This window comes from Streptomyces sp. NPDC001903, assembly GCF_042891345.1.
In the GTDB taxonomy this organism is placed as follows: Bacteria; Actinomycetota; Actinomycetes; order Streptomycetales; family Streptomycetaceae; genus Streptomyces.
Window position 1 is genome coordinate 87,455 of the sequence record NZ_JBIASZ010000006.1, and the last position, 25,485, is coordinate 112,939.

Genomic DNA, 25,485 nt, shown 5'->3' on the forward strand with positions numbered 1-25,485 from the left:
GGGTGGGGGTCATGTGGAGATCCCGTGTGGTGTTCGGCGTGGTTGCTGCCGTGAGTCTGGGGCTGGGGGTGGTCGGGAGCGCCGTGGCGCGGCCCGTGGGCCTGCCGCCCGTCCTGTCGCACGTGCCGACCTCCGAGAAGGTCGTCTTCATCACCATCGACGACGGGTGGGTGCACGATCCGGCCGCGGCGCGGACATTGGTCGACAAGCGGGTTCCCGCCGCGTTGTTCCTGCTGCCGGGGGCGACCTCGTACGACACCGGGTACTTCACCCGGCTCCTCGACGAGGGCAGGGCGACGGTGGAGAACCACACCGTGAACCACCCCGATCTGACCACCCTCGACGCCGCCGGGAAGGACGCCGAGGTGTGCGGGGCCGGGGAGCGGCTCGCGGCGGCGTTCGGGCGGGAGCCGAAGCTGTTGCGGCCGCCGTACGGGGCGGTGAACGACGAGGTGCGGGCCGCGGCCAAGGGCTGCGGGGTGAAGGCGCTGGTCACGTGGACGCACGACTTCACGACCTGGACCGATGTGCCGCCGCCGACCCCGCGGCTCCAGGCCGGGGACATCGTCCTGCTGCACTTCACGCCGACGCTGGCCGCGGCTCTGGACCGGGCCCTGGCAGCGGCGAAGGCCGCCGGGCTGAAGCCGGCGGCCCTCATGCCCGCCCTGAAGGCCGCCGGGCTGGTCCCGTAAGGGCTCGGCAGGGGCTTACAGGTCGCGGTGGACCTTCGTGTTCGAGGCCTGGGCGCGGGGGCGGACCACCAGGAGGTCGATGTTGACGTGGCTGGGGCGGGTCACGGCCCAGGTGATGGTGTCGGCCACGTCGTCGGCGGTCAGGGGGGCGGCCACGCCCGCGTAGACCTTCTCGGCCTTCTCGGCGTCGCCGCGGAAGCGGGTCTTCGCGAACTCCTCGGTCTTGACCATGCCCGGGGCGATCTCGATGACGCGGACCGGCTGGCCGACGATCTCCAGGCGCAGGGTCTCGGCCAGGACGCGGGCCCCGTTCTTGGCGGCGACGTAGCCGGCGCCGCCCTCGTAGGTGGCGTGGCCCGCGGTGGAGGACAGGACCACGACCGTGCCGTCGCCGGAGGCGATGAGGGCGGGGAGGAGGGCCTGGGTGAGGTTGAGGGTGCCGATGACGTTGACCTCGTACATCGTGCGCCAGTCGGCGGGGTCGCCGGTGGCGACGGGCTCGGCTCCGATGGCGCCGCCGGCGTTGTTGACGAGTACGTCGCAGCGGTCGAGGGAGGCCGCGAAGGCGTCGACGGCCGCGCGGTCGGTGACGTCGAGGGCGTGGGCGGCGGCCGAGTGGCCGGCTGCCGTCAGCTCGGCGGCGAGGGCCTCGATGCGGTCCTTGCGGCGGGCGGTGAGGACGACGTGGTAGCCGGCGCCGGCGAGCTGCCGGGCGGTGGCCGCGCCGATGCCGCTGCTCGCGCCGGTGACTACGGCGGTCCGGTTGGCGGTGGCGCTGGCCGTGCTCATCTGCGGGCTCCTCGGGCGTTCGGTGGTTCGGTCATGCGTACGGGCGATTACCCGCCAGCATAGGCGGGGCTCAGCGACCGCGCGGGGCGTACATGATCACCGCCATGCCGGCGAGGCAGACGAGGGCGCCCGCGACGTCCCAGCGGTCGGGGCGGTAGCCGTCGGCGGCCATGCCCCACACGAGGGAGCCCGCGACGAAGACCCCGCCGTACGCGGCGAGGACGCGGGCGAAGTCGCCCTGGGGCTGGAGGGTGGCGACGAAGCCGTAGAGGCCGAGGGCGATCACCCCGGCGCCGATCCACGCCCAGCCCTTGTGCTCGCGCACGCCCTGCCAGACGAGCCAGGCGCCGCCGATCTCCAGGACGGCGGCGAGGGCGAACAGGGCGGCGGAGCGGGCGATCAGCATGGCTCGAAGCGTACGCAGGGGGCCGCCCTGACCGGGATGGCCGCCGTCGGTCGGTGCCCGCCGGTTGGGCCAGGGGCCCGCCCTCGTTCGTGTGATGGTCCGACCGGGCGGGGGCGGTGGCGGCTAGCCTCCGCGCGTGGAGGTGGTGGCGGTGCGCCGTGGTGCCGTACGGAGTGTGGTGGTGGCGGGCTTGCTGGTGCTCGGGGTGCCCTGGGTGTCCGGGACGGAGGCGGGCGCGGCCGCCCGCAGCGGTCCCGAGGCCGACGTGGCGTACCACGGGCGGGTGTCCCTGTCGCAGGGGCGGCTGAGGGTGTGGGTCGTGCCGCAGAACGAGGGGCCGGCCGCGCTGCCCAACGCGACGCTGCGGGTGCGGCTGTCGGCGGACCTCGCGGACCGGCAGGAGCTGGCGCAGGGCTGTGCGCGGGCGGGGCTGCGCGAGGTGGTGTGCGAGACGGGCGCGCTGCCCCTGCACGGCCGCGGCCGCCACATCGGGCTGCTGCTGGAGCTGAAGCAGCCGGTGCCGGAGGTGGTGGTCCGGATCGACACCTGGTGGAACGGCGGGGCTTCCGACCGCGACCTGTCCAACAACCAGCACGCGGTGCTGGCGCTGGACACGGGCGACTCGTACGCCTTCTGAATCCGGCGCGCCTTCTGAATCCGGCGTGCCTGGCGATCCGGGCCGATCCGAGAGGCCCGGCCTACGGGGTGGCCACTCCGCCGAACTCCTCGACGGCCTCGCTGACGATCCGCTCCAGCCGGGCGTGGTGGGCGCCGCGCCAGTAGACGCGCTCGCACGCCGTGCACTGCGCGAAGACGTCGTACGAGCGCTGCGTCCCGCTCTCGAGCCGGTCGCCCACGCTGTCCTTGTCGGCCTCGCGCAGCGGCCCGTTGCACGCGGTGCAGCGGGTCCACGGCACGAGGGCGGGGGCGAACCGGCCGAGGACGTCCCGCAGTTGCTCGTCGGGGTTGTCGCTGTAGACGTACGCGCCGGCGAACAGCTCGCGGCGGCGCAGCAGTCCGCGGTCCCGGGAGAGCAGGACGCGCTGCTCGGCGGCGGAGCGGGTGGCCAGGGCGGGGTCGCCGATGTCCTCGTTCTCGTACGCGGTGTCCACGCCGAGCAGGCGCATGCGGCGGGCGAGCGTGCCGAGGTGGACGTCGAGCAGGAAGCGCAGCGGGGCGCCCTCGATCCGCTGCGGGCGCTCGACGCCGAGGACCTCCACGTGCTGCCCGGCCTGCGGCACGTACGAGACGGGCACCTCGCGGCCGTCGACGAGGAGCCGGCCGACCTCGGTGAGCGGGACGCCGGCCGACTCGACGACGTGGCCGAGGCTGGAGGCGCCGTCGGTCGTGGTCGGTACGCGCGTGCCGCGCCGGGCGGGTGCGGCGAACACGTGCAGTTCGGGCGCGAGGGTGAGGGTGATGGCTGGTCCGTTCACGGGGCCAGCATGCCACTGCCGGGAGGGACCCCGCGGGGGAATTACGAGCGGTGTCCATACTCGCGGCATGAGCAGATTCGCGGAGGTCATCGTGCTGGCACGGAGCGCGGAGGAGGTGATGGAGCCGCTGACCCGCCCCGACGAGGACCGGGAGTGGCACCAGTGCTTCACCCGGGTCGACGACTGGATGTTCGCGGGGCAGCGCGGTCGGTCCGAGGAGTGCTACGCCTGGGTGATCCAGTTCATCCGTCACAACTGGACGGGGCTGCTGGCCCACCTGGAGTCGCTGCCGTGGCCCGATCCGTGGTCGGTCCAGGTGATGGTGCGCGACGAGGACGACGACTGCTTCGGACTGTGGATGCTCTACGACGGGAAGCTGGCCGAGGTGCCGCTGCCCCGTACCCGGCGGGATCCCTTCTCCGCCAGCCTCAGCGGCGTGCTCACCCGTACGGACCGGCCCCGCGGTTGAGGAGATGCGGCACGCCCGCCTAGGTGGTCGCCGCGGACCTGTCGTGGTGCTCGCGGTGGGCGTTGACCTCGTCGAAGTGGTTCTCGGCCCACTGCTTCACGGAGGTGAGGAGGCAGGCGAGGCTGTTGCCGAGTCCGGTGAGCCCGTAGTCGACGCGGACGGGGACGGTGGGGGTGACGGTGCGGGTGACCAGGCCGTCGCGTTCGAGGGAGCGCAGGGTCTGGGTGAGCATCTTCTGGCTGACGCCGGGGATCTTGCGGCCGAGGTCGCTGTAGCGCATGGACTGGTCCTCGGCCTGGGCGAGCGCGGCGACGATGAGGCCGACCCATTTGTCGCTGATGCGGGCGAGGAGTTGGCTGGTGGGGCACTCCTTGAGGAAGGCGTCGTAGGCGTGGCGGTCCTCTTCGCGGCGGGCCGCGGCGGTACGGGTGGCCATCGGGTGCCCCACTTCCGGGTCGGGTACGCACCTCCAAGTACGTACTTACGAAAGGAGAGTACCTCTCCCTAGGTTAGTGCTCAGCAGGAACGAGCGAACGAGATCGACTGGATCGGGGAGAGACCATGAGCGAGAACGCGCAGACCGTACGGACCATGCAGGCGGCCGTCGTGAACGGCTTCGGCGGGCCGGAGCGGGTGGAGATCGTGCGGGTGCCGGTCCCGCGGCCGGCGCCCGGTCAGGTCCGCGTCCGCGTCGCGGCGGCCGGGGTGAACCCGGTGGACGGCGCGGTCCGCGTCGGCGTCTTCGGCGGCGGCGGGACGCGGCTCGGGCTCGGCTGGGACGTGGCGGGCGAGATCGACGCGGTCGGCGCCGGAGTCACCGGCTGGGCGGTGGGGCAGCGGGTGGTCGGACTGCAGTACGGGCCGGTCAAGCCGCTGGGCACGCACGCCGAGTACGCGGTGCTCGACGCCTCGGCGGTGGCGGCCGCGCCGGCCACCGTGGACGCCGCGGCCGCGGCGGGGCTCCCGCTGAGCGGGCTGACGGCCGCGCGGGCGGTGGGCCTGTTGGGGCTGGCTCCGGGCTCCTCGGTGCTGGTCACCGGGGCGGCGGGCGTGGTCGGCGGGCTCGCGGTGCAGCTCGCGGTGCGGGCGGGGCTGGTGGTGACGGCCCTGGCGGGGGAGTCGGACGAGGAGTTCGTACGGTCCCTGGGCGCGCAGGAGTTCGTCCCGCGCGGATCGGCTCCGGCCGGGCCGGTGGACGGGGTCGTGGACGCGGCCGTACTGGGGGAGCCGGCGCTCGCCTTCGTCCGTGACGGCGGGGTCTACGTGGGTCTGCGGCCGCACGCCGGCCCGGCCGCCGAGCGGGGGATCCGGGTGGTGGAGCAGGAGGTCGCGGCGGACGGCGCGCATCTGGCGGAGCTGGTGGGCCTGGTGGACGAGGGCGCCCTGACCCTGCGGGTCTCGCGGACGATCCCGCTGGCGGACGCGGTGAAGGCCCACGCCCTCCTGGCGGAGCCGGGCACCCGAGGCCGCCTGGTCCTGACGACCGCCTGACCGGGCGGCCCGCCGACCGAGGGGGGGATCGGCGGGCCGCCCGGACCTCAGTGGAACAGGGCGTATCCGGTGGGGTCGCCGGGCATCTGCCAGGCGAAGCCCTGGAGGAAGAAGCAGGCGACCAGGTTGCTCGCGGCGAAGGCGAGCAGCACCGCCGAGGTGACGGCGGAGGCCCGGCGCAGGGCGGGGGAGGTGAGTCCCGCGTCGAGGGGTTCGGAGCGGGGGGTCAGGAACAGCGCGGCTCCGGCGGCGACGGCGGAGGCCAGGAAGGTGATCAGGGCCCAGGTGTAGAGGTGCAGGCCGAACAGGGCGCCGGCGTAACCGGGGTCCGGGGGCACGATGTGCATCAGGACCTGGGTGGCGGAGACGACGCTGCCGGCGAGCGCGGCGACGACGGCCCAGCCCCAGCCGGCGGCCCATTCCCCGGTGGTGACCGCGCCCTTGCGGGCGCGGACGATGATCCAGGCCGGGCCCAGCGCGCTGAGCAGGAAGAACATCCGCTGCAGCAGGCACATGGGGCAGGGGTACTCCCACAGCCCGAACTGGAAGAAGTAGGCGCCGGCCAGGGTGGCGCACAGGCCGACGACGTAGGCGTGGGCGAACCAGAGGCCCAGCCGGTTGGAGGCCGAGGCGCGCCGGGGGTTCGAGGTGGTGTTCACGGACTCTTCTCCTCAGAGGGCGATGTGGAAGGTGTGGTCGAGCACGTGGGGGAGGAACGCGAGCACGCAGGCGATCAGCGTTCCCGTCCACAGCGGCACCCGGACGCTGGCCGGCCAGGGCCGCAGCACCGCCACGACGCACAGGAAGATGAGGAGGAAGAGGAGGGTGTACATGGTGTCCCAGCTTCATCGGGGGGAACTCTTGCTTTCCGGTTCCACCCTCCGCCCGGGGGTTACGCGCCGGTAGCGGGATCGTGTCTATGCACCCATAACCGCGCTTTATGCCCGTCCGGCGACAGCGGCTCAAGCGGCCTCGGCGGCCTCGGCGGGTGCGGTGGGGGCGGCGGGCGCGGCGGCCGGGACGAACGCCCCCGTCGACAGGCCGCGCACGGTCAGGGAGGCCGCGGTGGCCCAGGCCGCCAGCAGGCAGGCGTACAGGAACACGGCGAGCCAGCGGTACGCGTCCAGGCCGGTGTGCCGGGCCAGCCCCTCCGCCCCCGTCACACAGGTGCCCACCGGGAAGGTCAGCGCCCACCAGGTCAGCGAGAACCGCATCCCGCGCCGGCGCGCCCGTACGAGCATCGCGCAGGCGAACGCGAACCAGAGCAGCGCGAACCCCATCACCGGCACCCCGTAGATCACGGCCAGCATCCGGAAGCCCTCGGAGTACGGGGCCTGCACCACACCCGGGGCGGAGTCGGCGAACTTGTTGGCGGCGGTGACCGACTGCCCCAGCGGGCCGAGCACCAGGAAGAGCGTCGGGGTCAGGGCCAGCGGCAGCCGCGGGCCGGTCACCATCCGGCCGAAGACGACGGGCAGCATCACCAGCGTGGCCAGCATGCTCAGCCCGAACATCGTGTAGCAGCCGAGCAGCAGCGCGCTCTGCCACTGGCCCGGCGGCAGGTGCGGGATCAGCAGCGGGCCGAGCGCGGCGGAGACCATCGGGGCGACCAGCGGGAGCAGCCAGACGGGTGAGGCGCTGCCGGGCCGGATCCGGTGGCTCTCGACCATCAGGTACGGGATGGCGACGGCGGCGAGCAGTCCGACGGCCGTGCCGGCGATGAAGAGGACGGAGTCGACGACCACGGCGGCGTGCAGGCCGATGACGTCCTTGCCGATCAGCATCGTGCCGCCGCCGACGGAGAGCAGGGCCATGGACAGGCAGCCGTAGAAGGGGGCGACGGCCGGATCGAGCAGATGCTCCCGGGCCTGGTCGCGGTGGCGGGCCCAGTGCAGGGCGCGGGCGGTGAGCAGGACGGCCAGCATGGCGGCGGACAGGGCCCAGAAGACCAGGCTGAAGGTGTGCAGTCCGCGGACGCGCACGGGCAGAGCGACGCCCGCGTTGGCGACGATGGCGGTCCCCATCACGCTGGCGTACCAGTTGGGGCCGAGGTGCCGGATCAGGCTGGAGCCGGCGGAGGGCGGTGACGGTGGCGGGGGCGCGGCCATGTGCCCACCGTCACCCGGGCCGATCACCTCCGCAACCGGGTGGATCGGTGCTGACCAGGGCAAACGGCGTCGGCTGGCCCGCGTATCCCCGCGGTGGAAGACTCGTCCCATGGGTGCGTCCAGTGCGCCGACACCGACACCGACGCCGATTGCGGCACCGACACCGGCACCGATTGCGGCACCGGTCCGGTTGGACGATGCCGCGTACCACGAGCTGGCGCGCTCCTTCCGGGGCAGCCTGGTGCGGGCGGGGGACGCCCCCTACGAGGAGCGCCGGCGGATCTGGAACGGCGCCATCGACCGGCATCCCGCCCTGATCGCGCCCTGCACCGGTTCCGCCGATGTGGTGGCGGCGCTGCAGTGGGCGGTGGAGACGGGTGCGCCGGTCGCGGTGCGCGGCGGCGGGCACAGTTTCCCCGGGCATTCGGTGTGCGACGGCGGCGTGGTGGTCGACCTGTCGCCCATGAAGGAGATCCGGGTGGACCCCGAGGCCCGTACGGCCCGGGTCCAGGCGGGGGCGCTGCTCGGCGAGCTGGACGCGGCGACGCAGCCGTTCGGGCTGGCGGTGCCGTCGGGGATCGTCACGCACACCGGCGTCGCGGGGCTCACCCTCGGCGGCGGGATCGGCTGGCTGAGCCGCAAGTACGGGCTGAGCGTGGACCAGCTGCTGTCGGTGGACCTGGTCACGGCGGCCGGGGAGCGGCTGACGGCGAGCGCGGCGCACGAGCCGGAGCTGTTCTGGGGGATGCGCGGGGCGGGCGGCAACTTCGGCGTCGTCACGGAGTTCACGTTCCGGCTCAATCCCGTCGGTCCGACCGTGCTCGCCGGGCCGGTGCTGTGGCCGGTGGAGGAATCGCCGCAGGTCATGCGGTTCTACCGGGAGTGGATCGCGGGGGTGCCGGATGAGCTGACGACGATCGTGGTCCACCGCAAGGCCCCGCCCTCGCCGGTGATCCCGCCGGAGCTGCACGGCCGGCCGGTGGTCATGGTGATCGCCTGCTGGGTGGGGGAGCCGGAGGCGGGCGAGGAAGTGATGCGTCCGATGCGGGAGTTCGGGCGGCCGCTGCTCGACCTGTGCCGACCGAAGCCGTACCTGGCGCACCAGGCGATGTTCGACGCCTCCTTCCCGCACGGCTGGCACTACTACTTCCGGGGCTGCGGCATCGACCGGCTCGAGGACGGCGCGCTGGACACGATGGCCCGTTACGCGGGGCGGATCGCCTCGCCGCAGAGCGGCTTCCCGCTGTTCCAGCTGGGCGGCGCGGTCGCGCGGGTCGGCGAGGACGACACGGCGGCCGCGGGCCGCTCCCTGGGCCACATGCTCAACATCAACGGGATCCGGGACACGGCCGAGGGCTTCGCCGAGGAGTGCGGTTGGGTCCGGGAGTTCTGGTCGGCGATGCGGCCGTACCACGCGGGCGTGTACGTGAACTTCCTGATGGACGAGGGAGAGCAGCGCATCCGCCAGGCCTACGGCTCGCGGGAGCGGAAGCTGGACCGGCTGCGCGCCCTGAAGGCCGAGTGGGATCCGGGGAACGTCTTCCGCCTGAACCAGAACATCCCGCCGGAGCCCGAGCAGTAGCTTGCGATCGCCTTCGGCGCGGCTACGGGCACTCGTGCGCAGGCATGGTCACGCTGGGTGGCGGGATCACCATCCACCGAGCCGGAGGCGTAGATGAACCCGATGGACCAGGCCGTACTGCACGACGTGCTGCGCGAGATCGTCGCGGACGGCGCCACTCCGGGCGGCGTCGTCGTCTGCGGTACGGCGGCCGGCGACCGCGCCGTCCTCTCGGCGGGGGTCGTCTCCCCGTTCACCGGCCCCGGCACCCCCGACGAGCACACCGTCTACGACATCGCGTCCCTGACGAAGGTCACCGCCACCTGGCCGCTCGTCGGGCGCGCCGTCGACGAGGGCCTGCTCGACCTCGACGCGCCCGTGCGGGAGTTCCTGCCGCCGATGGACGGTGCGATGCCGAGCGGGGAGGCCACGGTGCGGCAGCTGCTCTCGCACACCTCCGGCCTGCGGGCCGCCACCCGCTTCGACCTCTACGACCTGACCGGGCGCCCGCTGCACGAGCTGATCTGCCACGAGCTCATGGAGAACCTCCCGGGCACCCACCGCTACATCAACCGCGGCTACATCCTGCTCGGCCTGGCCCTCGCCCACGTCCACGGCCGGCCGCTGGACGAGCTCGCCTCCGGGCTGTGGGCCGAGCTGGGCATGGCCGACACCGCGTACGGCCCGGTCAGGCAGGAGCCCAGGGTCGCGCCGACCGAGCGCCAGGACGGCCACGACCGGCTCTGGGGCGCCGTCCACGACGAGAACGCGGCGATCATGGGCGGGGTCGCCGGCCACGCCGGGGTCTTCGCACCGGCCGCCGACCTCGCCACCTACGCCGAGCACCTGCTGGCGGGGCGCGAGACCCCGCTCGGCCAGTGGTTCCGGATGAGCCTCGTTCCCCAGGCGGAGATCGAGCCGGGCCTGCAGCGCGGCCTGGGCTGGATCCTGGGGGCGGGCGGGACGGTGGCCTACCACCACGGATTCACCGGTACGAGTCTCCAGCTCGCCCCCGCCACCGGCCGGTACGTGGTCATCGTCACCAACGCCGTCCACAACGGCGCCGCCGCGCGCATCCGGATCACGCCCCTGCGGGAGCGCGCCCACAAGATCCTCGCCTCCGGCTGACCCGGCGAACGGCTGACCCGGCGAACCGGCTGACCCGGCGAACGGCTGACCCGGCGAACGGCCGATCCGGCGAACCGGCCGATCCGGCGAACCGCGAAACGGTCAGGGCCAGACCAGGCAGTACGGCTGGTGGCCCGCCTCGTGCAGGCGGTGGCTGAAGTCCTGCCACTCGTGCAGCAGCTGGTAGACGTTGAACGCGTCGCGCGGCCCGCCCCGGTCCGGGACGGTGGACCAGATGAACGCCGCCGCGCCGACCGATTCCTCGCCGATGCCGCGCAGCGGGTCGACCACGGTCATCGGGAGCTTGACCACCGCGTAGTCGGGGTGGAGCACGACCAGCTCCAGCGGCGGCACCTTGTGCAGGGGTATGCCCTCGATGCCGGTCAGGACCATCGCGGCCACCGTCTCCGGCTTGATCTTGGTGAAGAGGCCGCCCATGCCGAGCTCGTCGCCGCCGAGCTCCTCCGGACGCATCGTGACCGGGACCCGGGCGGCCGTCGCGCCGTCGGGCGCGCCGAAGTACTTGTACGTCACGCCCATGCCGCGGCCCTTGGGCAGGCCGTCGGGGGACTCCAGCGGACCCGGAACCGGATCGGCCGCGTCCGCGGCCCGGCGCCGGTGCCTGCCTCGGCGGCGGGCTTCACGGGCCTCGCGGGCGCGCTGCGGGTCGAGGCCGTCCGTACCCTCGCCCGGTCCACCACCGCGTTGCATATCTCCACCCGACTGGTCTTGCCTGCCCCGGCCCCGCGGCCCCCGCCACGCAGCCTGATCATCATGGCAGTGACCTCCCCCGGGGCGGCGCGGTGAAACGCCCGTCCGCAAGTCAGTCGCGGCCTGATGAGACCATGGCTGGTGTGAGCTACCCGTACCCGTATGAAGCCAAAGTCTCGCAGACTCTCTTTGACCGCGCGTCCCTCGTGACGCCTGGCGGCGTGAACTCTCCGGTGCGTGCCTTCCGCGCCGTGGGTGGAACGCCCAGGTTCATGGTGTCCGGTACCGGTCCGTACCTGACCGATGCCGACGGTCGCGAGTACGTCGACCTGGTCTGCTCGTGGGGACCGATGATTCTCGGCCACGCCCACCCGGCCGTGGTGGAGGCCATCCAGGCCGCCGTCGCCCGCGGCACCTCCTTCGGCACGCCCGGCGAGGGCGAGGTCGCCCTCGCCGAGGAGATCGTCGACCGCATCGAGCCCGTCGAGCAGGTCCGCCTGGTGTCCTCGGGCACCGAGGCGACCATGTCGGCGATCCGCCTCGCGCGCGGGTTCACGGGCCGGGCCAAGGTCGTGAAGTTCGCCGGCTGCTACCACGGTCACGTGGACGCGCTGCTGGCCGCCGCCGGTTCCGGGCTCGCGACCTTCGCGCTGCCGGACACCCCCGGCGTGACGGGCGCGCAGGCCGGCGACACGATCGTGCTGCCGTACAACGACATCGAAGCGGTACGGGCGGCGTTCGCCGCGCACCCCGGCGAGATCGCCTGCGTGATCACCGAGGCCGCGCCCGGCAACATGGGCGTCGTGACCCCGGCGCCCGGCTTCAACCAGGGGCTCGCGGACCTGTGCCGCGAGAACGGCGCGCTGTACATCTCCGACGAGGTCATGACGGGTTTCCGCACCTCCCGCGCCGGCTGGTACGGCGTCGACGGGGTCAAGCCCGACCTGATGACCTTCGGCAAGGTCATGGGCGGCGGCTTCCCGGCCGCGGCCTTCGGCGGCCGCGCCGACGTCATGGGCCACCTGGCCCCGGTCGGCCCGGTCTACCAGGCGGGCACGCTCTCCGGGAACCCGATCGCCACCGCCGCCGGCCTCGCGCAGCTGCGCCTGCTGGACGCGGCCGCGTACGAGAAGGTCGACGCGGTCTCCGCGCAGATCCAGGGCCTGGTCACGGACGCGCTCGCCAAGGAGGGCGTGGCGCACCGGCTGCAGACCGCGTCCAACATGTTCTCCGTCTTCTTCACCGAGGACGAGGTCAAGAACTACGACGACGCCAAGAAGCAGGAGTCCTTCCGCTTCAACGGCTTCTTCCACTCGATGCTGTCGCAGGGCGTCTACCTGCCGCCTTCGGCCTTCGAGTCGTGGTTCGTCTCCACCGCCCACGACGAGCGGGCGGTCGAGCGGATCGCGGCCGCCCTGCCCGCTGCCGCCCGCGCCGCCGCGCAGGCCACCCCGGAGGCCACCGCATGAGCGAGATCACCGTCGTCCACCTGATGCGCCACGGCGAGGTGCACAACCCGGACGGGGTCCTGTACGGGCGCCGCGCCGGCTACCACCTCTCCGAGCTGGGCCGCGAGATGGCCGAGCGCGTCGCGGACCACCTGCAGAACCGTGACATCACGTACGTGGTCTCCTCCCCGCTGGAGCGGGCGCAGGAGACTGCGGCGCCGGTCGCCAAGAGCCACGGCCTGGTCGTGGCCAGCGACGCGCGGCTGCTGGAGGCGGAGAACGTCTTCGAGGGCAAGACCTTCGGCGTCGGGGACGGCGCGCTGCGCAAGCCGGCCAACTGGAAGCACCTGACGAACCCGTTCAAGCCGTCCTGGGGCGAGCCGTACGTGGAGCAGGTCGTGCGGATGACGAGCGCCATCGAGGCGGCGCGCGACGCGGCGCGCGGCCACGAGGCGGTGGCGGTCAGCCATCAGCTGCCGATCTGGATCGTGCGCAGCTTCGCGGAGAAGCGCCGGCTGTGGCACGACCCGCGGCGCCGGCAGTGCACGCTGGCCTCGCTGACGTCGTTCACGTACGAGGACGACCGGCTGGTGTCGGTGGGCTACAGCGAGCCGGCCCGGGACCTGGTCCCGGCGCACCTGCTCGCGGGCGCGAAGCCGGTGAAGGGCAAGTCCAAGGCGTTCGGCGCCTAAAAACTCGTACAAGTCGTACGGGAATCGCCGCGCCGAGACTCGACTTCGCTGAAAAGTCCGTTTATGTGACTATTCATGAGCGATGCGAGTGGGACGACGCGCGACTTCACCCGAAGGGGACTGCTCGGGCTCGGCGCGGCGGCGGTGGCGGCCGGAGTCGTCGGCTGCGGCGCCGACGACCGCCCGGGCCGCCCCGCCCCCGGCGGCCCCGGCACCTCCCCGTCGGCGGCGGCCGTCCGGCTGATCGGCGACGGCTCCACCGCCGACACCGGCCCGCAGCCACATCAGCCGGCCAAGCCCGTGCCGCTCCAGCCGGGCGAGACGCCGCCGCAGTTCGTGGTGTTCAGCTGGGACGGCGCGGGGGAGATCGGCAACGGCCTCTTCCCGCGCTTCCTCAAGCTCGCCAAGGACCACGGCGTGGCCATGACCTTCTTCCTCTCCGGCCTCTACCTGCTGCCCGAGTCGAAGAGGGACCTCTACAAGCCGCCGAACAACCCGGTCGGGGCCTCCGACATCGGCTACCTCAAGGACGAGAACGTCCGCAACACCCTGGGCTGCGTCCGCCAGGCGTGGCTCGACGGGCACGAGGTGGGCACCCACTTCAACGGCCACTTCTGCGGCGGCTCCGGCTCCGTGGCCCACTGGACCCCGGACGACTGGCAGAGCGAGATCGACCAGGCCGTGTCCTTCGTCACCGGCTGGCGGACCAACACCGGCTTCACCGACGTCGAACCGCTCCCGTTCGACTACCGCAAGGAGCTGGTCGGCGGCCGCACCCCGTGCCTGCTCGGCCAGGACAACCTGCTGCCCGTCGCGCGGAAGCTGGGCTGGCGCTACGACGCCTCCTCGCCCGGCGGCGTCCAGGTCTGGCCGTCGAAGAAGTCGGGCGTCTGGGACCTGCCGCTGCAGTCCATGCCGTTCCCCGGGCACTCCTTCGAGGTGCTGTCGATGGACTACAACATCCTCGCCAACCAGTCGAAGAACACCACCCGGGGCGTGCCCTCCAACTACCCGGCCTGGCGAACCCAGGCCACCGGCTCCTACCTCGGCGGTTTCCGGCGGGCGTACGAGACGAACCGTGCGCCGATGTTCATCGGCAACCACTTCGAGGACTGGAACGGGGGCATCTACATGGATGCCGTCGAGGAGGCCCTCAAGGGCATGTCGGACAAAAAGGACGTGCGACTCGTATCCTTCCGGCAGTTCACCGACTGGATCGACGCACAGGACCCCAAGCTGCTCGCCAAACTCCAGGAGCTGGCCCCGGGTCAGTCGCCGGCCGGCGGCTGGAACGCGTACCTCTCCGCCGTCTGACCAGCGGCTCGGCGCACCCTCGGGGGGCGGGAAAGATCCGCAAATCGCTCATGCGAAACTTTTCACATGAGAATTGGCCGTGCTCTCCTGCTCACCGCGGTGACCCTCGCGGGCGCTCTGACCCTGTCGGCGTGCGATGACGGCGGCAAGCCGAACGGTTCCTCCGGCGGCAACTACGTGACCGGCGCCGGCGGCATCTCCACCGTCGCCAAGGGCTCGCGCACCGACGCCCCGAAGCTGGACGGCGAGACCGTCGACGGCAAGACCCTCGACACCACCACCCTCAAGGGCAAGGTCGTCGTCCTCAACGTGTGGGGCTCCTGGTGCCCGCCGTGCCGCGCCGAGGCCCCGAACTTCGCGAAGGTGTCGAAGGAGCTCGCCGACGCCGGCAAGGACGTCGCCTTCGTCGGCATCAACACCCGCGACACCAGCAAGCAGAACGCGACCTCGTTCGAGGAGAACTTCGGGATCGCCTACCCGAGCCTCTACGACCCGGACGGGAAGCTGCTGCTCCGCTTCCCCGCCGGCACGCTCAACCCGCAGGCCATCCCCTCCACGATCGTCCTCGACAAGCAGGGCAGGATCGCCGCCCGCACGCTCGTCGCGATCAACGAGCAGCAGCTGCGCTCCATGATCGACCCCGTGCTCGCGGAGCAGTGACCGCGTGGTCCCCGAGCTCCTCACCCTGGCCGCCGAGCCCACCGGCCTGAACACCACGGTCCTCGACGGGGCCCTGATGCTGGCACTGCCCATCTCGGTCCTCGCCGGACTCGTCTCGTTCTTCTCGCCCTGCGTGCTCCCGCTGGTCCCCGGCTACCTCTCCTACGTCACCGGCATCAGCGGGGCAGACCTCGCCGAGGCCCGGCGCGGCCGGATGCTGGCCGGGGCGGGCCTGTTCATCCTCGGCTTCACGGCGGTGTTCGTCTCCACCGGCGCGCTCTTCGGCTACTTCGGCGGCACGCTCCAGGCGAACCGGGACATCATCTCCCGGATCCTCGGCGGCCTGGTGATCGTCCTCGGGCTCTTCTTCATGGGCCTGATCCCGGGGCTGACGATGCGGGAGTTCCGCTTCCACAAGAAGCCGACCGCGGGGCTGATCGGCGCGCCGCTGCTCGGCGTGCTCTTCGGAGTCGGCTGGACCCCCTGCATGGGCCCGACCCTCGCCGCCGTCAGCACGCTCTCCCTCGACCAGGCCAGTGCCGGCCGGGGCGCGCTGCTGACCGTCGCCTACTGTCTCGGACTGGGCCTGCCCTTCATCCTCGCCGCGATCGCCTTCCGCAAGGCGCTCGGCGCTTTCGGCTGGGTGAAGCAGCACTATGCGTGGGTGATGCGGATCGGGGGCGGCATGCTGGTCCTGACCGGGCTGCTGCTCGTCACGGGATTGTGGGCCGGCATCGTCGACGACATGCGCATCTGGACCCAAGGCTTCACGGTGGGGATCTGAGGACTACACGGACATGAGTACGACAGACAAGGCGTCCACCGAGGCGCCGAACCCGTCCGAGGAAGCAGCGGACGCCGCCGCCGGCGCGCAGCTCTCCACCGCCCCCGCCGAGGACACCGGCGGTCCCGTCGGCATCGGGGTGATCGGCTGGGTCCGCTGGTTCTGGCGGCAGCTCACCTCCATGCGGGTGGCGCTGATCCTCCTCTTCCTGCTCTCCCTGGGCTCCATCCCCGGCTCGCTCGTCCCGCAGAACCAGGTCGACGCGATGAAGGTGGCCCAGTGGAAGGACGACCACTCCTTCTGGGTCCCGCTCGCCGAGAAGCTCCAGCTCTTCGACGTCTACAGCTCGGTGTGGTTCTCCGCGATCTACCTGCTGCTGTTCATCTCGCTGATCGGCTGCATCGTCCCGCGCAGCTGGCAGTTCGTCGGCCAGCTCACCGGCCGCCCGCCCGGCGCCCCGAGGCGCCTGGACCGGCTGCCGGCGTACGCGACGTGGCGTACGGAGAAGTCCCCCGAGGAGGTCCTCGCGCAGGCGAAGACGATCCTCGGCGGGCGCCGGTTCCGCACCGAGGCCGGCGGGTCCGCCGTCGCCGCCGAGAAGGGCTACCTGCGCGAGGCGGGGAACCTGCTCTTCCACGTCGCCCTGATCGTGATGCTGATCGCCTTCGCCTGGGGCCAGCTGTTCAAGTCCGAGGGCGGCAAGCTCGTCCTGCGCGGCAAGGGCTTCGCGAACACGCTGACCCAGTACGACGACTTCAAGTACGGCAGCTGGTTCGACCCCGACGACCTGTCGCCCTTCTCCTTCACGCTCGACAAGTTCGACGCCACGTACGAGGAGAGCGGCCCGCAGAAGGGCACCGCGCGCGACTTCAAGGCGTACGTGACCTTCAGCGACGGCGCGCACGGCGCCCCGCAGAAGCGCGAGATCCAGGTCAACAAGCCGATGGAAGTCGACGGGTCCAAGGTCTACCTGCTCGGCCACGGCTACGCGCCGGTCATCTCGGTGACCGACCCGACCGGCAAGGTGATCTACAAGGACGCCGTGCCGATGCTCCCCTTCGACTCGAACCTCAGCTCCTCGGGCGCGGTCAAGGTGCCCGACGGCTACCGCGACAAGGACGGCAAGAAGGAGCAGCTCGGCTTCAACGCCATGTTCGTGCCGACCTTCGCCGGCGAGGGCAAGGGCACGATGCTCTCCCAGTTCCCGGACCTGAAGTTCCCGGTCCTCGCCCTCAGCGCCTACCACGGCAGCCTCGGCGTGGACTCGGGCCTGCCGCAGAACGTGTACCAGCTGAACACCTCCAAGATGCAGGAGTACAAGGACGCCGACGGGCAGCTCTTCAAGAAGAGGCTGCTGCCCGGCGAGACCATGGAGCTCCCGAACGGCGCGGGCACCGTGAAGTTCGAGGGCATCGAGCGCTGGGCCACCTTCTCGATCACCCGCCAGCCCGGCAGCGGCCTCGCCCTCGGGGGCGCGATCGCCGCGATCGGCGGCCTGGCCGCGTCGCTGTTCATCCAGCGCCGCCGGGTCTGGGTCCGCGCGGTGGCCGGCGAGGACGGCGTGACCGTCGTCGAGATGGCGGGCCTCGGCCGCAGCGAGTCGGCCAAGCTCCCCGAGGAGCTGGGGCAGCTCGCCGCCGCCCTCCACCAGCAGGCGCCCACGGCGCCCGACCAACCTGTCAAGGACACTGTCGAAGGGGAGCGCGGATGACGCCGCTCGCAGCCGAAGTCAACGAGAATTTGGCGCAGATCAGCAACTACCTGGTCTATTCGTCGATGGCGGTCTACATGCTCGCCTTCTTCGCCCACATCGCCGAGTGGACCTTCGGCAGCCGCAGCAAGGTCGGCCGTACGGCCGCCGCGCTGACCGGCGCCAAGACCGCGGCGGCCGCGGCCCCCGCCGTCCAGGTGCGCGGCAAGGGGGGCACGGCCGTCCTCGACAAGCCGAAGGTCGTCACCCGCTCCGCCGCCGGCACCCGCGACGTCCCGGACGGCCCCGGCGCGGCCGGCGGCACCGAGAACGGCGACCTGTACGGCCGGATCGCGGTCTCGCTGACCACCCTGGCCTTCGTCATCGAGGCGGGCGGCGTCGTGACCCGCGCGATGTCCGTGCAGCGGGCCCCCTGGGGCAACATGTACGAGTTCTCGGTGACCTTCTCCACGGTCGCCGTCGGCGCGTACCTGGCGCTCCTGGCGCTGAAGAAGAACGTCCGCTGGCTCGGCCTGATCCTGGTCACCACGGTCCTGCTGGACCTCGGCATCGCCACCACCTGGCTCTACACCGCCAGCGACCAGCTGGTCCCGGCCCTGCACTCGTACTGGCTGTGGATCCACGTCTCCACCGCGATCTTCTGCGGCGCGGTCTTCTACATCGGCGCGGCCGGCGCGGTGCTCTACCTCTTCCGCGACGCGTACGAGGCCAAGCTGGCGGGCGGCGGCAAGCCGGGCCGCTTCGCCACCTCGGTGCTGGAGCGGCTGCCCTCGGCGGCCTCGCTCGACAAGTTCTCGTACCGGATCAACGCGGCCGTGTTCCCGCTGTGGACCTTCACCATCGTCGCGGGAGCGATCTGGGCGGGCGACGCCTGGGGCCGCTACTGGGGCTGGGACCCCAAGGAGGTCTGGTCCTTCGTGACCTGGGTGGCGTACGCCTGCTACCTGCACGCCCGTGCCACCGCCGGCTGGAAGGGCCGCAAGGCCGCGTACCTCGCGCTCTTCGCCTTCGCCTGCTGGATCTGGAACTACTACGGCGTGAACATCCTGCTCAGCGGCAAGCACTCGTACGCGGGCGTCTGACGCGCAGGAGTGGGACGCTGGTGGCATGACGCCGACACCGGTGAGTCATGCCACCAGTGAGAGCCGCGGCGAGGGCCGCTGGCTGCTGCGCTTCGAGGTGCACGTGCCGAGCGCGTACGAGGCCGTGTGGCCCGCGCTGACCACGGCGGAGGGGCTGCGCGGCTGGCTGGCCGCGGCGGAGGTCCTGGAGCGCAGGCTCGGCGGGGCCGTCACCCTGCACTGGTTGAACGGCGGGACGACCGTCTCCGGCCACGTCACGGCGTGGGACGTCGAGCGGGTCGTCGAGTACACGGTCGGCGAGCACGGCCGGATCCGCTTCCACCTGGAGGCGGTCGGCACGGACTCGACCGTGATCCGCTTCCTGAACGAGCGGGCCGGGACGGACGAGGACCGCCTCGACTGCCTGGCCGGCTGGCACCATCACTTCGAGCTGCTGGAATCCGCCCTGCAGGGCCATCCGACCGACTGGTCCCGGTGGACCGACGCCCGCTGGGCCGAGCTGCGCGCGTCCTACGGGTCCTTCTCCAGGACGTAGGCGCTGCGCGCGTCCGGATCGCCGTAGAAGAAGTAGAGCTCCAGCGTCTGCCGGTCGTCGCGGCGCAGCTCGAAGGTCCACTTGTAGAGGTCGGGCAGGCGCAGCCGGACGTGCTGCCCGTAGTTCCAGCCCGCGGGCTCCCGGCTGATGAGCTTCCAGGTGCCGGTGCCGGAGAGCCGCCAGCCGTGGTCGTAGTCCCGCTCCTGCCCGTTGAGCAGGGTGACGGAGGCGGTCCCGTCGGCCCGGAAGACGACCTCGGTGCCCTCGACGCAGCGCCAGGTGCCGACGATCTCGTCGGTGCGCGCGTCGTAGACGGCGGGGGTGGAGCGGTGGGTGTGCGGATTGCCTCCGGCCATGGTGAGCAGGGCGGCGACGGCGATCCCGTACGCGAGCAGATTGCGCAGGATCGTGTCGACGACCCGCGGACCCCCGCTGTTCCTCGGCATCCGCCCATTCTTGCAGCCGCCTTGAACGCGTTCAATGCCAGACGGGCCGCAGTGGCGGGAGCTCTCCGCCCCCTTGGAGGGTGCGCAGCAGGCCGGTGAGCTCCCGGCGCAGGGTGGGGAGGTCCACGCGGGTGCCGAGCTCGGCCTCCAGCTCGTGCAGGATCCGTCCGGCGACGGCGAGGTGCTCCTCCGCGGCCGGGGTCAGGACCACCAGCTTGCGCCGGCCGCCCCCGGGGTGCGGCTCGCGCCGTACGTAGCCCCGTTTCTCCAGGTCGTCCACGAGCTGCCCGGCGGCCTGCTTGGTCACGCCGAGCCGCTCGCCGAGCTCGGTGCCGGTGGCCCCGCCCCCCTTGAGCGCCTGGAAGGCCATGCCGTGCGCGGGTCGCAGATCGCCGCACCCGGCGGCGTCGAGCCGCCGGGTGAACTCGCCGATCAGCAGCTGGAAGCCGAGCCCGAGCAGGAAGCCGAGCTCGAGGCCGGTGTCGTCGCCGTTCACGGAGAAGGTCGCGGCGGGCGAGACCCTGGTCCTCCCGCCGCACGTACTGCGCCGCGTCCACGCCCCGGAGGCGGCCGAGGCGTACGTGGCGATGCGCTCGGACGCCCTGGTCACGGTCCCGGGGGAAGCGGAGCCCCGCGTCCTGCCCTGGGCCCGGTGACGGGGACCGTCAGTCCTTGTCCTTGTCGCGGTCCTTGTCGCGGTCCTCGCCCAGGGAGCGGAGGAACTCCGGGTTGTCGTCGGGGGCGACCCACTGGGTGCGGCGCGCGCGGCCGCCGCCGACCGCGGAGCGCTGCCGGCCCGCGAACAGCCACACCACCGGGCCCACGATCGAGAACAGCAGGATGATGATCACCCAGACCACCTTGGGGAGGTGCTTGACCTCTTCCTCTGGCGTGTTCAGGCAGTCGATGAAGGCGTAGATGGTCAGCGCGATGATCAGCAGGAACGGCAGATAGCGCAGCACGGTGTGGGACCGACTCCCCAGCAGTGACGGGGGACCCGCCTCGGGCCCCGGTGACACTCCCAGGCTAGCCGGTGACGGATACTGGCCCCTATGGCTTACGACGATCTCCGCTCGCTGCTCCGGGCTCTGGAGCGGGAGGGCGACCTCAAGCGCATCAAGGCCGAAGTCGACCCCTACCTCGAGGTCGGGGAGATCGTCGACAGAGTGAACAAGGCGGGAGGCCCCGCCCTCCTCTTCGAGAACGTCAAGGGCTCGGCGATGCCGCTGGCCATGAACGTCTTCGGGACCGACCGCCGCCTCCTGAAGGCCCTCGGCCTCAAGTCGTACGGCGAGATCAGCGAGAAGATCGGCGGCCTGCTCAAGCCGGAGCTCCCGCAGGGGTTCATCGGCGTCCGCGAGGCCTTCGGCAAGCTCGGCTCGATGGTCCACGTACCGCCGAAGAAGGTGAAGGGGGAGTCCGCCCCCGTCCAGGAGGTCGTCCTCACCGGCGACGACGTGGACCTGGACCGGCTCCCGGCCCTCTTCACCTGGCCCAAGGACGGCGGGTCGTTCTTCAACCTCGGCCTCACCCACACCAAGCACCCCGAGACGGGCGTGCGCAACCTCGGCCTCTACCGCCTCCAGCGCCACGACAAGCGCACCATCGGCATGCACTGGCAGATCCACAAGGACAGCCGCAACCACTACGCCGTCGCCGCCAAGCGCGGTGAGCGCCTCCCGGTCGCGATCGCCTTCGGCTGCCCGCCGGCCGTGACGTACGCGTCGACCGCGCCGCTGCCCGGCGACATCGACGAGTACCTCTTCGCCGGGTTCGTCGCGGGCAAGCGCATCGAGATGGTCGACTGCAAGACCGTCCCGCTCCAGGTCCCGGCCAACGCCGAGGTGGTCGTCGAGGGGTGGCTGGAACCGGGCGAGATGCTCCCGGAGGGTCCCTTCGGCGACCACACCGGCTTCTACACCCCGCAGGAGCCGTTCCCGGCCCTGAAGATCGACTGCGTGACGATGCGCAAGCGCCCGCTCCTCCAGTCGATCGTCGTCGGCCGCCCGCCGACGGAGGACGGCCCGCTCGGCCGCGCGACGGAGCGCTTCTTCCTCCCGCTCCTCAAGATCATCGTGCCGGACATCGTGGACTACCACCTGCCCGAGTCGGGCGGCTTCCACAACTGCGCGATCGTCTCGATCGACAAGAAGTACCCGAAGCACGCCCAGAAGGTCATGCACGCCATCTGGGGCGCCCACATGATGTCGCTGACCAAGCTGATCATCGTCGTGGACTCCGACTGCGACGTCCACGACCTGCACGAGGTGTCCTGGCGGGCGCTCGGCAACACGGACTACTCCCGCGACCTCACGGTCGTCGAAGGCCCCGTGGACCACCTCGACCACGCCTCGTACCAGCAGTTCTGGGGCGGCAAGGCGGGCATCGACGCGACCAAGAAGCTCCCCGAGGAGGGCTACACCCGCGACGGCGGCTGGCCCGACATGGTGGAGTCCGACCCCGCGACGGCGGCCCTGGTGGACCGCCGCTGGAAGGAGTACGGCCTGTGAGCCCGATTGTCGTGGGGGGTCCCGAGCTCTTCCTCGGCGCCGGCGAGGTCTACGTGGCCCTGCTGCGCCCGGAGATCGACCCGGCGGACCCGGGTGTCCGGCTGGCCGCCGAGCAGGCGGGCGTCACGCCCGAGGAGTTCGCCGGATCCGGCGACGTCTGGACGCTGATGTACGAGGACGGCCCCGGCCACGGCGAGTTCGAACTCCCCGGGGCACGGGACGTCGAGGCGGACGGCTTCGCGGAGCAGCTCCAGGCCGCCCTGGCCTCGGGCGAGCCGTTCACCGTCGAGGCCGGGGACTTCCTGCGCATCGACGCCCGCCCCGCGGCCGACGCCTGGCGGCTGACCGCTCGGGTCACCCCGCCCGAGGACGAGGAGGACGGCGCCGCCGCCCCCCGGACCGTGGAACTCGGCGCACTCCCGGCGGCGCAGCTCCTGGCCGACCTCGAAGACTTCCGGAGAGCACTCGCATGATGACGACCGCCGACGGGGTGCTCGGGTCCGGCCCGGCTCCGCAGCCGACCGGCAAGGTCAAGGCGTTCCTGCGGCTCGTGATGATCGAGCACTCGGTCTTCGCGCTGCCCTTCGCGTACATCGCGGCGCTGACGGCCATGTTCCGGCTCGACCGCACCATGCACTGGCCCGAGCTGCTGCTCGTCACCGTCTGCATGGTGGGCCTGCGCACCTTCGCGATGGCCGCGAACCGGATCATCGACCGTGAGATCGACGCCCGGAACCCGCGGACCGCGGGGCGCGAGCTCGTCACGGGCGCCGTGTCCGTGCGGTCGGCCTGGACCGGGGCCGGGATCGCGCTCGCCGTGTTCCTCGGCTCGGCGGCGCTGCTGAACCCGCTGTGCCTGGCGCTGGCGCCGATCGCGGTGATCCCGATGGTGGTCTACCCGTACGGCAAGCGGTTCACGAACTTCCCCCACGCGATCCTGGGCCTGGCCCAGGCGATGGGACCGGTCGGCGCGTGGCTGGCGGTGACGGGCGAGTGGTCCTGGGACGCGGTGATCCTGGGCCTGGCGGTGGGCGTCTGGATCGGCGGCTTCGACCTGATCTTCGCCTGCCAGGACGTGGCCGCGGACCGCGCGGACGGCGTCAAGTCGGTCCCGGCCCGCTTCGGCGTCCCGGCGGCCCTGTGGGGCGCGCGCGGCGCGCACGTCGTGACCACGGCCCTGCTGGCCTGGTACGCGCTGGCGACGGACGCGGGCCCCTTCTTCTGGTTCGGCCTGCTGGTCGTCGTCGGCGCCTTCCTCTACGAGCACACGATCGTGAAGCCGCACGACCTGTCGCGCCTGAACCGCGCCTTCTTCACGGTGAACGGCTTCATCGGCATGGCCCTCTTCGTCTGCGCCCTGGCCGACCTGGTGGCCCGCGGCCTCACCCTGTAGCGGGGGTCCGGGCCCCGGGCCGTGCCCGGACCGCCCGCGGCGGGAAGAGGAACGCGGCGGCCACGCCCGTCAGCAGGCCGAAGAGGTGGCCCTGCCAACTGACGGTCGTGTTCGTCGGCAGGATGCCCGTCAGGATCCCCGTCCCCCAGTACGCGGCGATCGCGACACCGACCAGCACGCCCAGCGGCCGCCGCTCGACGAAGCCGCGGGCCAGCAGGTAGCCGAAGAGGGAGAAGACCAGCCCCGAGGCGCCGGCCGTCACCGTGTTCGACCCGGAGACCAGCCACACCCCGAGTCCGTCCACCACCACGGCCACCGCGCACAGCGCCAGGAAGCGCCGTATCCCGCTCAGCGCGGCGACGAACCCCAGCACCAGCAGTGGGACGCTGTTCGACGCCACGTGGTCGAAGCCGAAGTGCAGGAACGGCGCCAGCGGGATCCCGGTCAGCCCGTCCGCGGTGCGCGGAACGATCCCGTACGCGTCCAGGGCGTGCCCCGTGGCCAGATCCACCACCTCGATCAGCCACAGCAGACCCACCCAGCCCAGCATCAGCTTCCCGGCCGCCTTGGCCCGGTCGGCCCGGCTCCAGTCGTCGATCCGTGCGTCCCCCGGTATTCCGGCCATGTCCTGATCCCCCCGCTTTCGGCGCTCGGGACACCTTACTCAGCGTCGTCCGCCGGTGGCCGGATAGTCTCGGAGCTATGACTGACGGCAAGCGCACCCCGTGGGTGGTCGGGGTTTCCGGGGCGTCCGGGACGCCGTACGCGGCGGCGGTGATCCGGGGGCTGCTGGCGGCGGGGGAGAGCGTGGACCTCGTGGTCAGCCGCGCCTCGCGGCTGACCCTGCTCGACGAGACCGGGATCGCGTTCCGCGACGCCCACTGGCGGGACGATCTCGCCGCCTGGCTGGAGCGCGGGGCGGACGGCAAGCCCGCGGCCTTCGCACGTCCGGAACTGGCCGACGTCCGCTACTGGGGCGCCGGCGATCTGGCCGCCGGGCCGAGCTCGGGCTCGTACCCCGCGAAGGGGATGCTGATCGTGCCGGCGTCCACGGCCTGTGTGGCGGGGGTGGCGCTCGGGCTCTCGAAGGACCTGCTCCAGCGCGTCGCGAGCGTGACGCTCAAGGAGCGGCGCCGACTGGTGGTCGCGGTGCGGGAGACCCCGCTGAACGGGCAGACGCTCAAGGCCCTGGTGGCGCTGGACGAGGCGGGCGCAGTGGTGCTGCCCGCCTCTCCGGCGTTCTACGCGGGTGCGACGCACATCCAGGACCTGGTGGATTTCGTCGCGGGGCGGGTGCTGGATGCGGCAGGGGTGCCGCACCGGCTGTACCGCCGGTGGGAGGGGGAGCTCGGTGGAGCGTCCCGCCCCCGGGAGGCAAGCGGTGACTAGCGCTTCTTCGCGGTGTTCGGCTTGCGGGTCCGGTCGACGCGGTGGGCCGCGGCGGGCTGGTCGGTGCGGGATCGGTTGGCCAGCTCCTGGAGCTGTCGCATGTGCGCGTAGGCCATCTCGATCGTGTACACGGTGAACCACTCCTGATGTCGTCAGATCAGCGAGATCATCGCCGATCTGTTGAAAGATTCACAGGGTGTTGACCCTGTGCGCCTTTGATTCTATACGTAAACTTGCGGGATCGCCGAATAATGGAAGGCTCCAGGTATATGGACGCGGTGGATAGGCAGCTCATCCAGGCACTTCGTGAGAACGGACGTGCCTCGTACGCGGAGCTGGGCCGGCTCGTAGGCCTCTCCGGCCCCAGCGTCACCGACCGGATCAACCGGCTCGAGTCGGCCGGCGTGATCACCGGCTACCGCGCGACCGTCAACGCGGCCTCGCTCGGCCTCGGCGTCACGGCGCTCATCGGCATCTCCCTCTCCGACGCCGCGGACCACGAGGACGTGGCCCGCCGCCTGCGGGACCTGGCGGAGATCGAGGACTGCTGGTTCATCGCCGGCGACGACTCGTACATGCTCAAGGTCCGGGCGGGCGACGTGGACGGGCTGGAGCGGATCATCCGCAAGCTGTCCAGCACCAAGGGCGTCTCCCGCACCCGTACCACCATCGTGCTCTCCACGAAGTGGGAGAACCGGGTCGGGGACCTGCCCGAAGAGCGCTAAGAGTA

General features: G+C 71.9%; 33 protein-coding genes. 20 read left to right on the top strand and 13 right to left on the bottom strand.

Going from position 1 to position 25,485, the window contains the following annotated elements:
- Positions 1 to 11: 11 nt before the first annotated feature.
- Positions 12 to 692 (top strand): polysaccharide deacetylase family protein, encoded by a 681-nt coding sequence (locus tag ACFYZS_RS15675; protein ID WP_389011887.1) that lies wholly within the window; start codon positions 12 to 14, stop codon positions 690 to 692.
- A gap of 15 nt (positions 693 to 707) precedes the next feature.
- Here the strand turns inward: ACFYZS_RS15675 and ACFYZS_RS15680 are convergent, their stop codons facing one another.
- Both ACFYZS_RS15680 and ACFYZS_RS15685 read right to left on the bottom strand, forming a co-directional pair.
- Positions 708 to 1,481 carry an SDR family NAD(P)-dependent oxidoreductase gene (locus ACFYZS_RS15680; RefSeq protein WP_389011890.1) on the bottom strand — a complete coding sequence of 258 codons (774 nt, stop codon included), beginning with the start codon at positions 1,479 to 1,481 and terminating at the stop codon, positions 708 to 710.
- Positions 1,482 to 1,551: 70 nt separating this feature from the next.
- Positions 1,552 to 1,887, bottom strand: a complete 336-nt coding sequence (locus ACFYZS_RS15685; protein ID WP_030864514.1) for a YnfA family protein — start codon at positions 1,885 to 1,887, stop codon at positions 1,552 to 1,554.
- 136 nt (positions 1,888 to 2,023) lie between these two features.
- Between ACFYZS_RS15685 and ACFYZS_RS15690 the strand changes: the two genes are divergently transcribed.
- Positions 2,024 to 2,524: a hypothetical protein gene (locus tag ACFYZS_RS15690; RefSeq protein WP_389011894.1), complete on the top strand. Its 501-nt coding sequence runs from the start codon at positions 2,024 to 2,026 to the stop codon at positions 2,522 to 2,524.
- 61 nt (positions 2,525 to 2,585) lie between these two features.
- On the opposite strand, the gene ACFYZS_RS15695 is transcribed toward ACFYZS_RS15690, so the two are convergent.
- Positions 2,586 to 3,323, bottom strand: a complete 738-nt coding sequence (locus ACFYZS_RS15695; protein ID WP_389011897.1) for a Mut7-C RNAse domain-containing protein — start codon at positions 3,321 to 3,323, stop codon at positions 2,586 to 2,588.
- 67 nt (positions 3,324 to 3,390) lie between these two features.
- Between ACFYZS_RS15695 and ACFYZS_RS15700 the strand changes: the two genes are divergently transcribed.
- The gene (locus ACFYZS_RS15700; RefSeq protein WP_389011900.1) at positions 3,391 to 3,792 is read left to right on the top strand and encodes a hypothetical protein; all 402 of its coding nucleotides are present in this window, start codon (positions 3,391 to 3,393) and stop codon (positions 3,790 to 3,792) included.
- A 19-nt stretch (positions 3,793 to 3,811) separates the two neighbouring features.
- Here the strand turns inward: ACFYZS_RS15700 and ACFYZS_RS15705 are convergent, their stop codons facing one another.
- Positions 3,812 to 4,228: a winged helix-turn-helix transcriptional regulator gene (locus ACFYZS_RS15705; protein ID WP_389011902.1), complete on the bottom strand. Its 417-nt coding sequence runs from the start codon at positions 4,226 to 4,228 to the stop codon at positions 3,812 to 3,814.
- A 155-nt stretch (positions 4,229 to 4,383) separates the two neighbouring features.
- Between ACFYZS_RS15705 and ACFYZS_RS15710 the strand changes: the two genes are divergently transcribed.
- The gene (locus tag ACFYZS_RS15710; RefSeq protein ID WP_389012661.1) at positions 4,384 to 5,283 is read left to right on the top strand and encodes an NADP-dependent oxidoreductase; all 900 of its coding nucleotides are present in this window, start codon (positions 4,384 to 4,386) and stop codon (positions 5,281 to 5,283) included.
- A gap of 47 nt (positions 5,284 to 5,330) precedes the next feature.
- Here the strand turns inward: ACFYZS_RS15710 and ACFYZS_RS15715 are convergent, their stop codons facing one another.
- The 3 genes from ACFYZS_RS15715 to ACFYZS_RS15725 form a co-directional block, all read right to left on the bottom strand.
- Positions 5,331 to 5,942: a disulfide bond formation protein B gene (locus ACFYZS_RS15715; protein ID WP_389011905.1), complete on the bottom strand. Its 612-nt coding sequence runs from the start codon at positions 5,940 to 5,942 to the stop codon at positions 5,331 to 5,333.
- A gap of 12 nt (positions 5,943 to 5,954) precedes the next feature.
- The gene (locus ACFYZS_RS15720; RefSeq protein WP_389011907.1) at positions 5,955 to 6,116 is read right to left on the bottom strand and encodes a hypothetical protein; all 162 of its coding nucleotides are present in this window, start codon (positions 6,114 to 6,116) and stop codon (positions 5,955 to 5,957) included.
- A gap of 129 nt (positions 6,117 to 6,245) precedes the next feature.
- The gene (locus tag ACFYZS_RS15725) at positions 6,246 to 7,391 is read right to left on the bottom strand and encodes a TDT family transporter (protein ID WP_389011910.1); all 1,146 of its coding nucleotides are present in this window, start codon (positions 7,389 to 7,391) and stop codon (positions 6,246 to 6,248) included.
- 190 nt (positions 7,392 to 7,581) lie between these two features.
- On the opposite strand from ACFYZS_RS15725, the gene ACFYZS_RS15730 reads away from it, so the two are divergent.
- Together ACFYZS_RS15730 and ACFYZS_RS15735 are read left to right on the top strand one after the other, a co-directional pair.
- On the top strand, positions 7,582 to 8,973 hold the full coding sequence (locus ACFYZS_RS15730) for an FAD-binding oxidoreductase (protein ID WP_389011913.1): 1,392 nt from the start codon (positions 7,582 to 7,584) through the stop codon (positions 8,971 to 8,973).
- Between the two features lie 93 nt (positions 8,974 to 9,066).
- Positions 9,067 to 10,080 (top strand): serine hydrolase domain-containing protein, encoded by a 1,014-nt coding sequence (locus ACFYZS_RS15735; protein ID WP_389011916.1) that lies wholly within the window; start codon positions 9,067 to 9,069, stop codon positions 10,078 to 10,080.
- A 102-nt stretch (positions 10,081 to 10,182) separates the two neighbouring features.
- Here ACFYZS_RS15735 and ACFYZS_RS15740 read toward each other — a convergent pair whose 3' ends face one another.
- Positions 10,183 to 10,620, bottom strand: a complete 438-nt coding sequence (locus ACFYZS_RS15740) for a hypothetical protein (protein WP_030161262.1) — start codon at positions 10,618 to 10,620, stop codon at positions 10,183 to 10,185.
- Positions 10,621 to 10,925: 305 nt separating this feature from the next.
- Here ACFYZS_RS15740 and hemL point away from each other — a divergent pair, with 305 nt between their 5' ends.
- From hemL to ACFYZS_RS15780, 8 genes are all read left to right on the top strand, one after another.
- Positions 10,926 to 12,260, top strand: a complete 1,335-nt coding sequence (gene hemL, locus ACFYZS_RS15745) for a glutamate-1-semialdehyde 2,1-aminomutase (protein WP_389011919.1) — start codon at positions 10,926 to 10,928, stop codon at positions 12,258 to 12,260.
- A complete protein-coding gene (locus ACFYZS_RS15750; protein ID WP_099890064.1) occupies positions 12,257 to 12,931 on the top strand; it encodes a histidine phosphatase family protein in 675 nt (224 codons plus the stop codon). Before hemL ends, ACFYZS_RS15750 begins: the two co-directional genes overlap by 4 nt.
- A gap of 75 nt (positions 12,932 to 13,006) precedes the next feature.
- Entirely contained in the window at positions 13,007 to 14,245 is a 1,239-nt protein-coding gene (locus ACFYZS_RS15755) for a hypothetical protein (protein ID WP_389011922.1), read from the top strand.
- A gap of 66 nt (positions 14,246 to 14,311) precedes the next feature.
- Positions 14,312 to 14,905 (top strand): TlpA family protein disulfide reductase, encoded by a 594-nt coding sequence (locus ACFYZS_RS15760; protein WP_389011925.1) that lies wholly within the window; start codon positions 14,312 to 14,314, stop codon positions 14,903 to 14,905.
- 4 nt (positions 14,906 to 14,909) lie between these two features.
- Positions 14,910 to 15,689 carry a cytochrome c biogenesis CcdA family protein gene (locus ACFYZS_RS15765; protein WP_389011928.1) on the top strand — a complete coding sequence of 260 codons (780 nt, stop codon included), beginning with the start codon at positions 14,910 to 14,912 and terminating at the stop codon, positions 15,687 to 15,689.
- Between the two features lie 13 nt (positions 15,690 to 15,702).
- The gene (locus ACFYZS_RS15770) at positions 15,703 to 17,400 is read left to right on the top strand and encodes a cytochrome c biogenesis protein ResB (RefSeq protein WP_389011930.1); all 1,698 of its coding nucleotides are present in this window, start codon (positions 15,703 to 15,705) and stop codon (positions 17,398 to 17,400) included.
- Positions 17,397 to 18,482 (top strand): c-type cytochrome biogenesis protein CcsB, encoded by a 1,086-nt coding sequence (gene ccsB, locus ACFYZS_RS15775; RefSeq protein WP_389011933.1) that lies wholly within the window; start codon positions 17,397 to 17,399, stop codon positions 18,480 to 18,482. The genes ACFYZS_RS15770 and ccsB overlap by 4 nt, the downstream gene beginning before the upstream one ends.
- A 25-nt stretch (positions 18,483 to 18,507) precedes the next feature.
- Positions 18,508 to 19,017 carry an SRPBCC domain-containing protein gene (locus ACFYZS_RS15780; protein WP_389011936.1) on the top strand — a complete coding sequence of 170 codons (510 nt, stop codon included), beginning with the start codon at positions 18,508 to 18,510 and terminating at the stop codon, positions 19,015 to 19,017.
- On the opposite strand, the gene ACFYZS_RS15785 is transcribed toward ACFYZS_RS15780, so the two are convergent.
- Together ACFYZS_RS15785 and ACFYZS_RS15790 are read right to left on the bottom strand one after the other, a co-directional pair.
- Positions 18,993 to 19,463, bottom strand: a complete 471-nt coding sequence (locus ACFYZS_RS15785; protein ID WP_389011938.1) for a hypothetical protein — start codon at positions 19,461 to 19,463, stop codon at positions 18,993 to 18,995. The two genes, ACFYZS_RS15780 and ACFYZS_RS15785, sit on opposite strands and share 25 nt — an antisense overlap.
- Positions 19,464 to 19,494: 31 nt before the next feature.
- Positions 19,495 to 19,959: a MarR family winged helix-turn-helix transcriptional regulator gene (locus tag ACFYZS_RS15790; protein WP_389011941.1), complete on the bottom strand. Its 465-nt coding sequence runs from the start codon at positions 19,957 to 19,959 to the stop codon at positions 19,495 to 19,497.
- Between ACFYZS_RS15790 and ACFYZS_RS15795 the strand changes: the two genes are divergently transcribed.
- Positions 19,943 to 20,119 (top strand): hypothetical protein, encoded by a 177-nt coding sequence (locus tag ACFYZS_RS15795; RefSeq protein ID WP_389011944.1) that lies wholly within the window; start codon positions 19,943 to 19,945, stop codon positions 20,117 to 20,119. The two genes, ACFYZS_RS15790 and ACFYZS_RS15795, sit on opposite strands and share 17 nt — an antisense overlap.
- A 9-nt stretch (positions 20,120 to 20,128) precedes the next feature.
- On the opposite strand, the gene ACFYZS_RS15800 is transcribed toward ACFYZS_RS15795, so the two are convergent.
- Positions 20,129 to 20,425, bottom strand: a complete 297-nt coding sequence (locus tag ACFYZS_RS15800; RefSeq protein WP_099890054.1) for a PLD nuclease N-terminal domain-containing protein — start codon at positions 20,423 to 20,425, stop codon at positions 20,129 to 20,131.
- A 90-nt stretch (positions 20,426 to 20,515) separates the two neighbouring features.
- Between ACFYZS_RS15800 and ACFYZS_RS15805 the strand changes: the two genes are divergently transcribed.
- Genes ACFYZS_RS15805 through mqnP form a run of 3 tightly spaced genes read left to right on the top strand, consistent with a single transcriptional unit; the run spans position 20,516 to position 23,366 of the window.
- On the top strand, positions 20,516 to 21,973 hold the full coding sequence (locus ACFYZS_RS15805; RefSeq protein WP_389011947.1) for a menaquinone biosynthesis decarboxylase: 1,458 nt from the start codon (positions 20,516 to 20,518) through the stop codon (positions 21,971 to 21,973).
- A complete protein-coding gene (locus ACFYZS_RS15810) occupies positions 21,970 to 22,446 on the top strand; it encodes a hypothetical protein (RefSeq protein ID WP_389011950.1) in 477 nt (158 codons plus the stop codon). The genes ACFYZS_RS15805 and ACFYZS_RS15810 overlap by 4 nt, the downstream gene beginning before the upstream one ends.
- Complete coding sequence (gene mqnP, locus ACFYZS_RS15815) at positions 22,443 to 23,366, top strand: menaquinone biosynthesis prenyltransferase MqnP (protein WP_389011953.1); 924 nt, start codon at positions 22,443 to 22,445, stop codon at positions 23,364 to 23,366. The genes ACFYZS_RS15810 and mqnP overlap by 4 nt, the downstream gene beginning before the upstream one ends.
- On the opposite strand, the gene ACFYZS_RS15820 is transcribed toward mqnP, so the two are convergent.
- Positions 23,356 to 23,991, bottom strand: a complete 636-nt coding sequence (locus ACFYZS_RS15820; protein WP_389011956.1) for a rhomboid family intramembrane serine protease — start codon at positions 23,989 to 23,991, stop codon at positions 23,356 to 23,358. The genes mqnP and ACFYZS_RS15820 overlap by 11 nt on opposite strands.
- A gap of 77 nt (positions 23,992 to 24,068) precedes the next feature.
- On the opposite strand from ACFYZS_RS15820, the gene ACFYZS_RS15825 reads away from it, so the two are divergent.
- The gene (locus ACFYZS_RS15825; protein WP_389011958.1) at positions 24,069 to 24,755 is read left to right on the top strand and encodes a UbiX family flavin prenyltransferase; all 687 of its coding nucleotides are present in this window, start codon (positions 24,069 to 24,071) and stop codon (positions 24,753 to 24,755) included.
- On the opposite strand, the gene ACFYZS_RS15830 is transcribed toward ACFYZS_RS15825, so the two are convergent.
- The gene (locus tag ACFYZS_RS15830) at positions 24,752 to 24,886 is read right to left on the bottom strand and encodes a hypothetical protein (RefSeq protein WP_389011961.1); all 135 of its coding nucleotides are present in this window, start codon (positions 24,884 to 24,886) and stop codon (positions 24,752 to 24,754) included. The genes ACFYZS_RS15825 and ACFYZS_RS15830 overlap by 4 nt on opposite strands.
- Before the next feature lie 138 nt (positions 24,887 to 25,024).
- On the opposite strand from ACFYZS_RS15830, the gene ACFYZS_RS15835 reads away from it, so the two are divergent.
- Positions 25,025 to 25,480 carry an Lrp/AsnC family transcriptional regulator gene (locus ACFYZS_RS15835; RefSeq protein ID WP_389011964.1) on the top strand — a complete coding sequence of 152 codons (456 nt, stop codon included), beginning with the start codon at positions 25,025 to 25,027 and terminating at the stop codon, positions 25,478 to 25,480.
- Positions 25,481 to 25,485 lie beyond the last annotated feature (5 nt).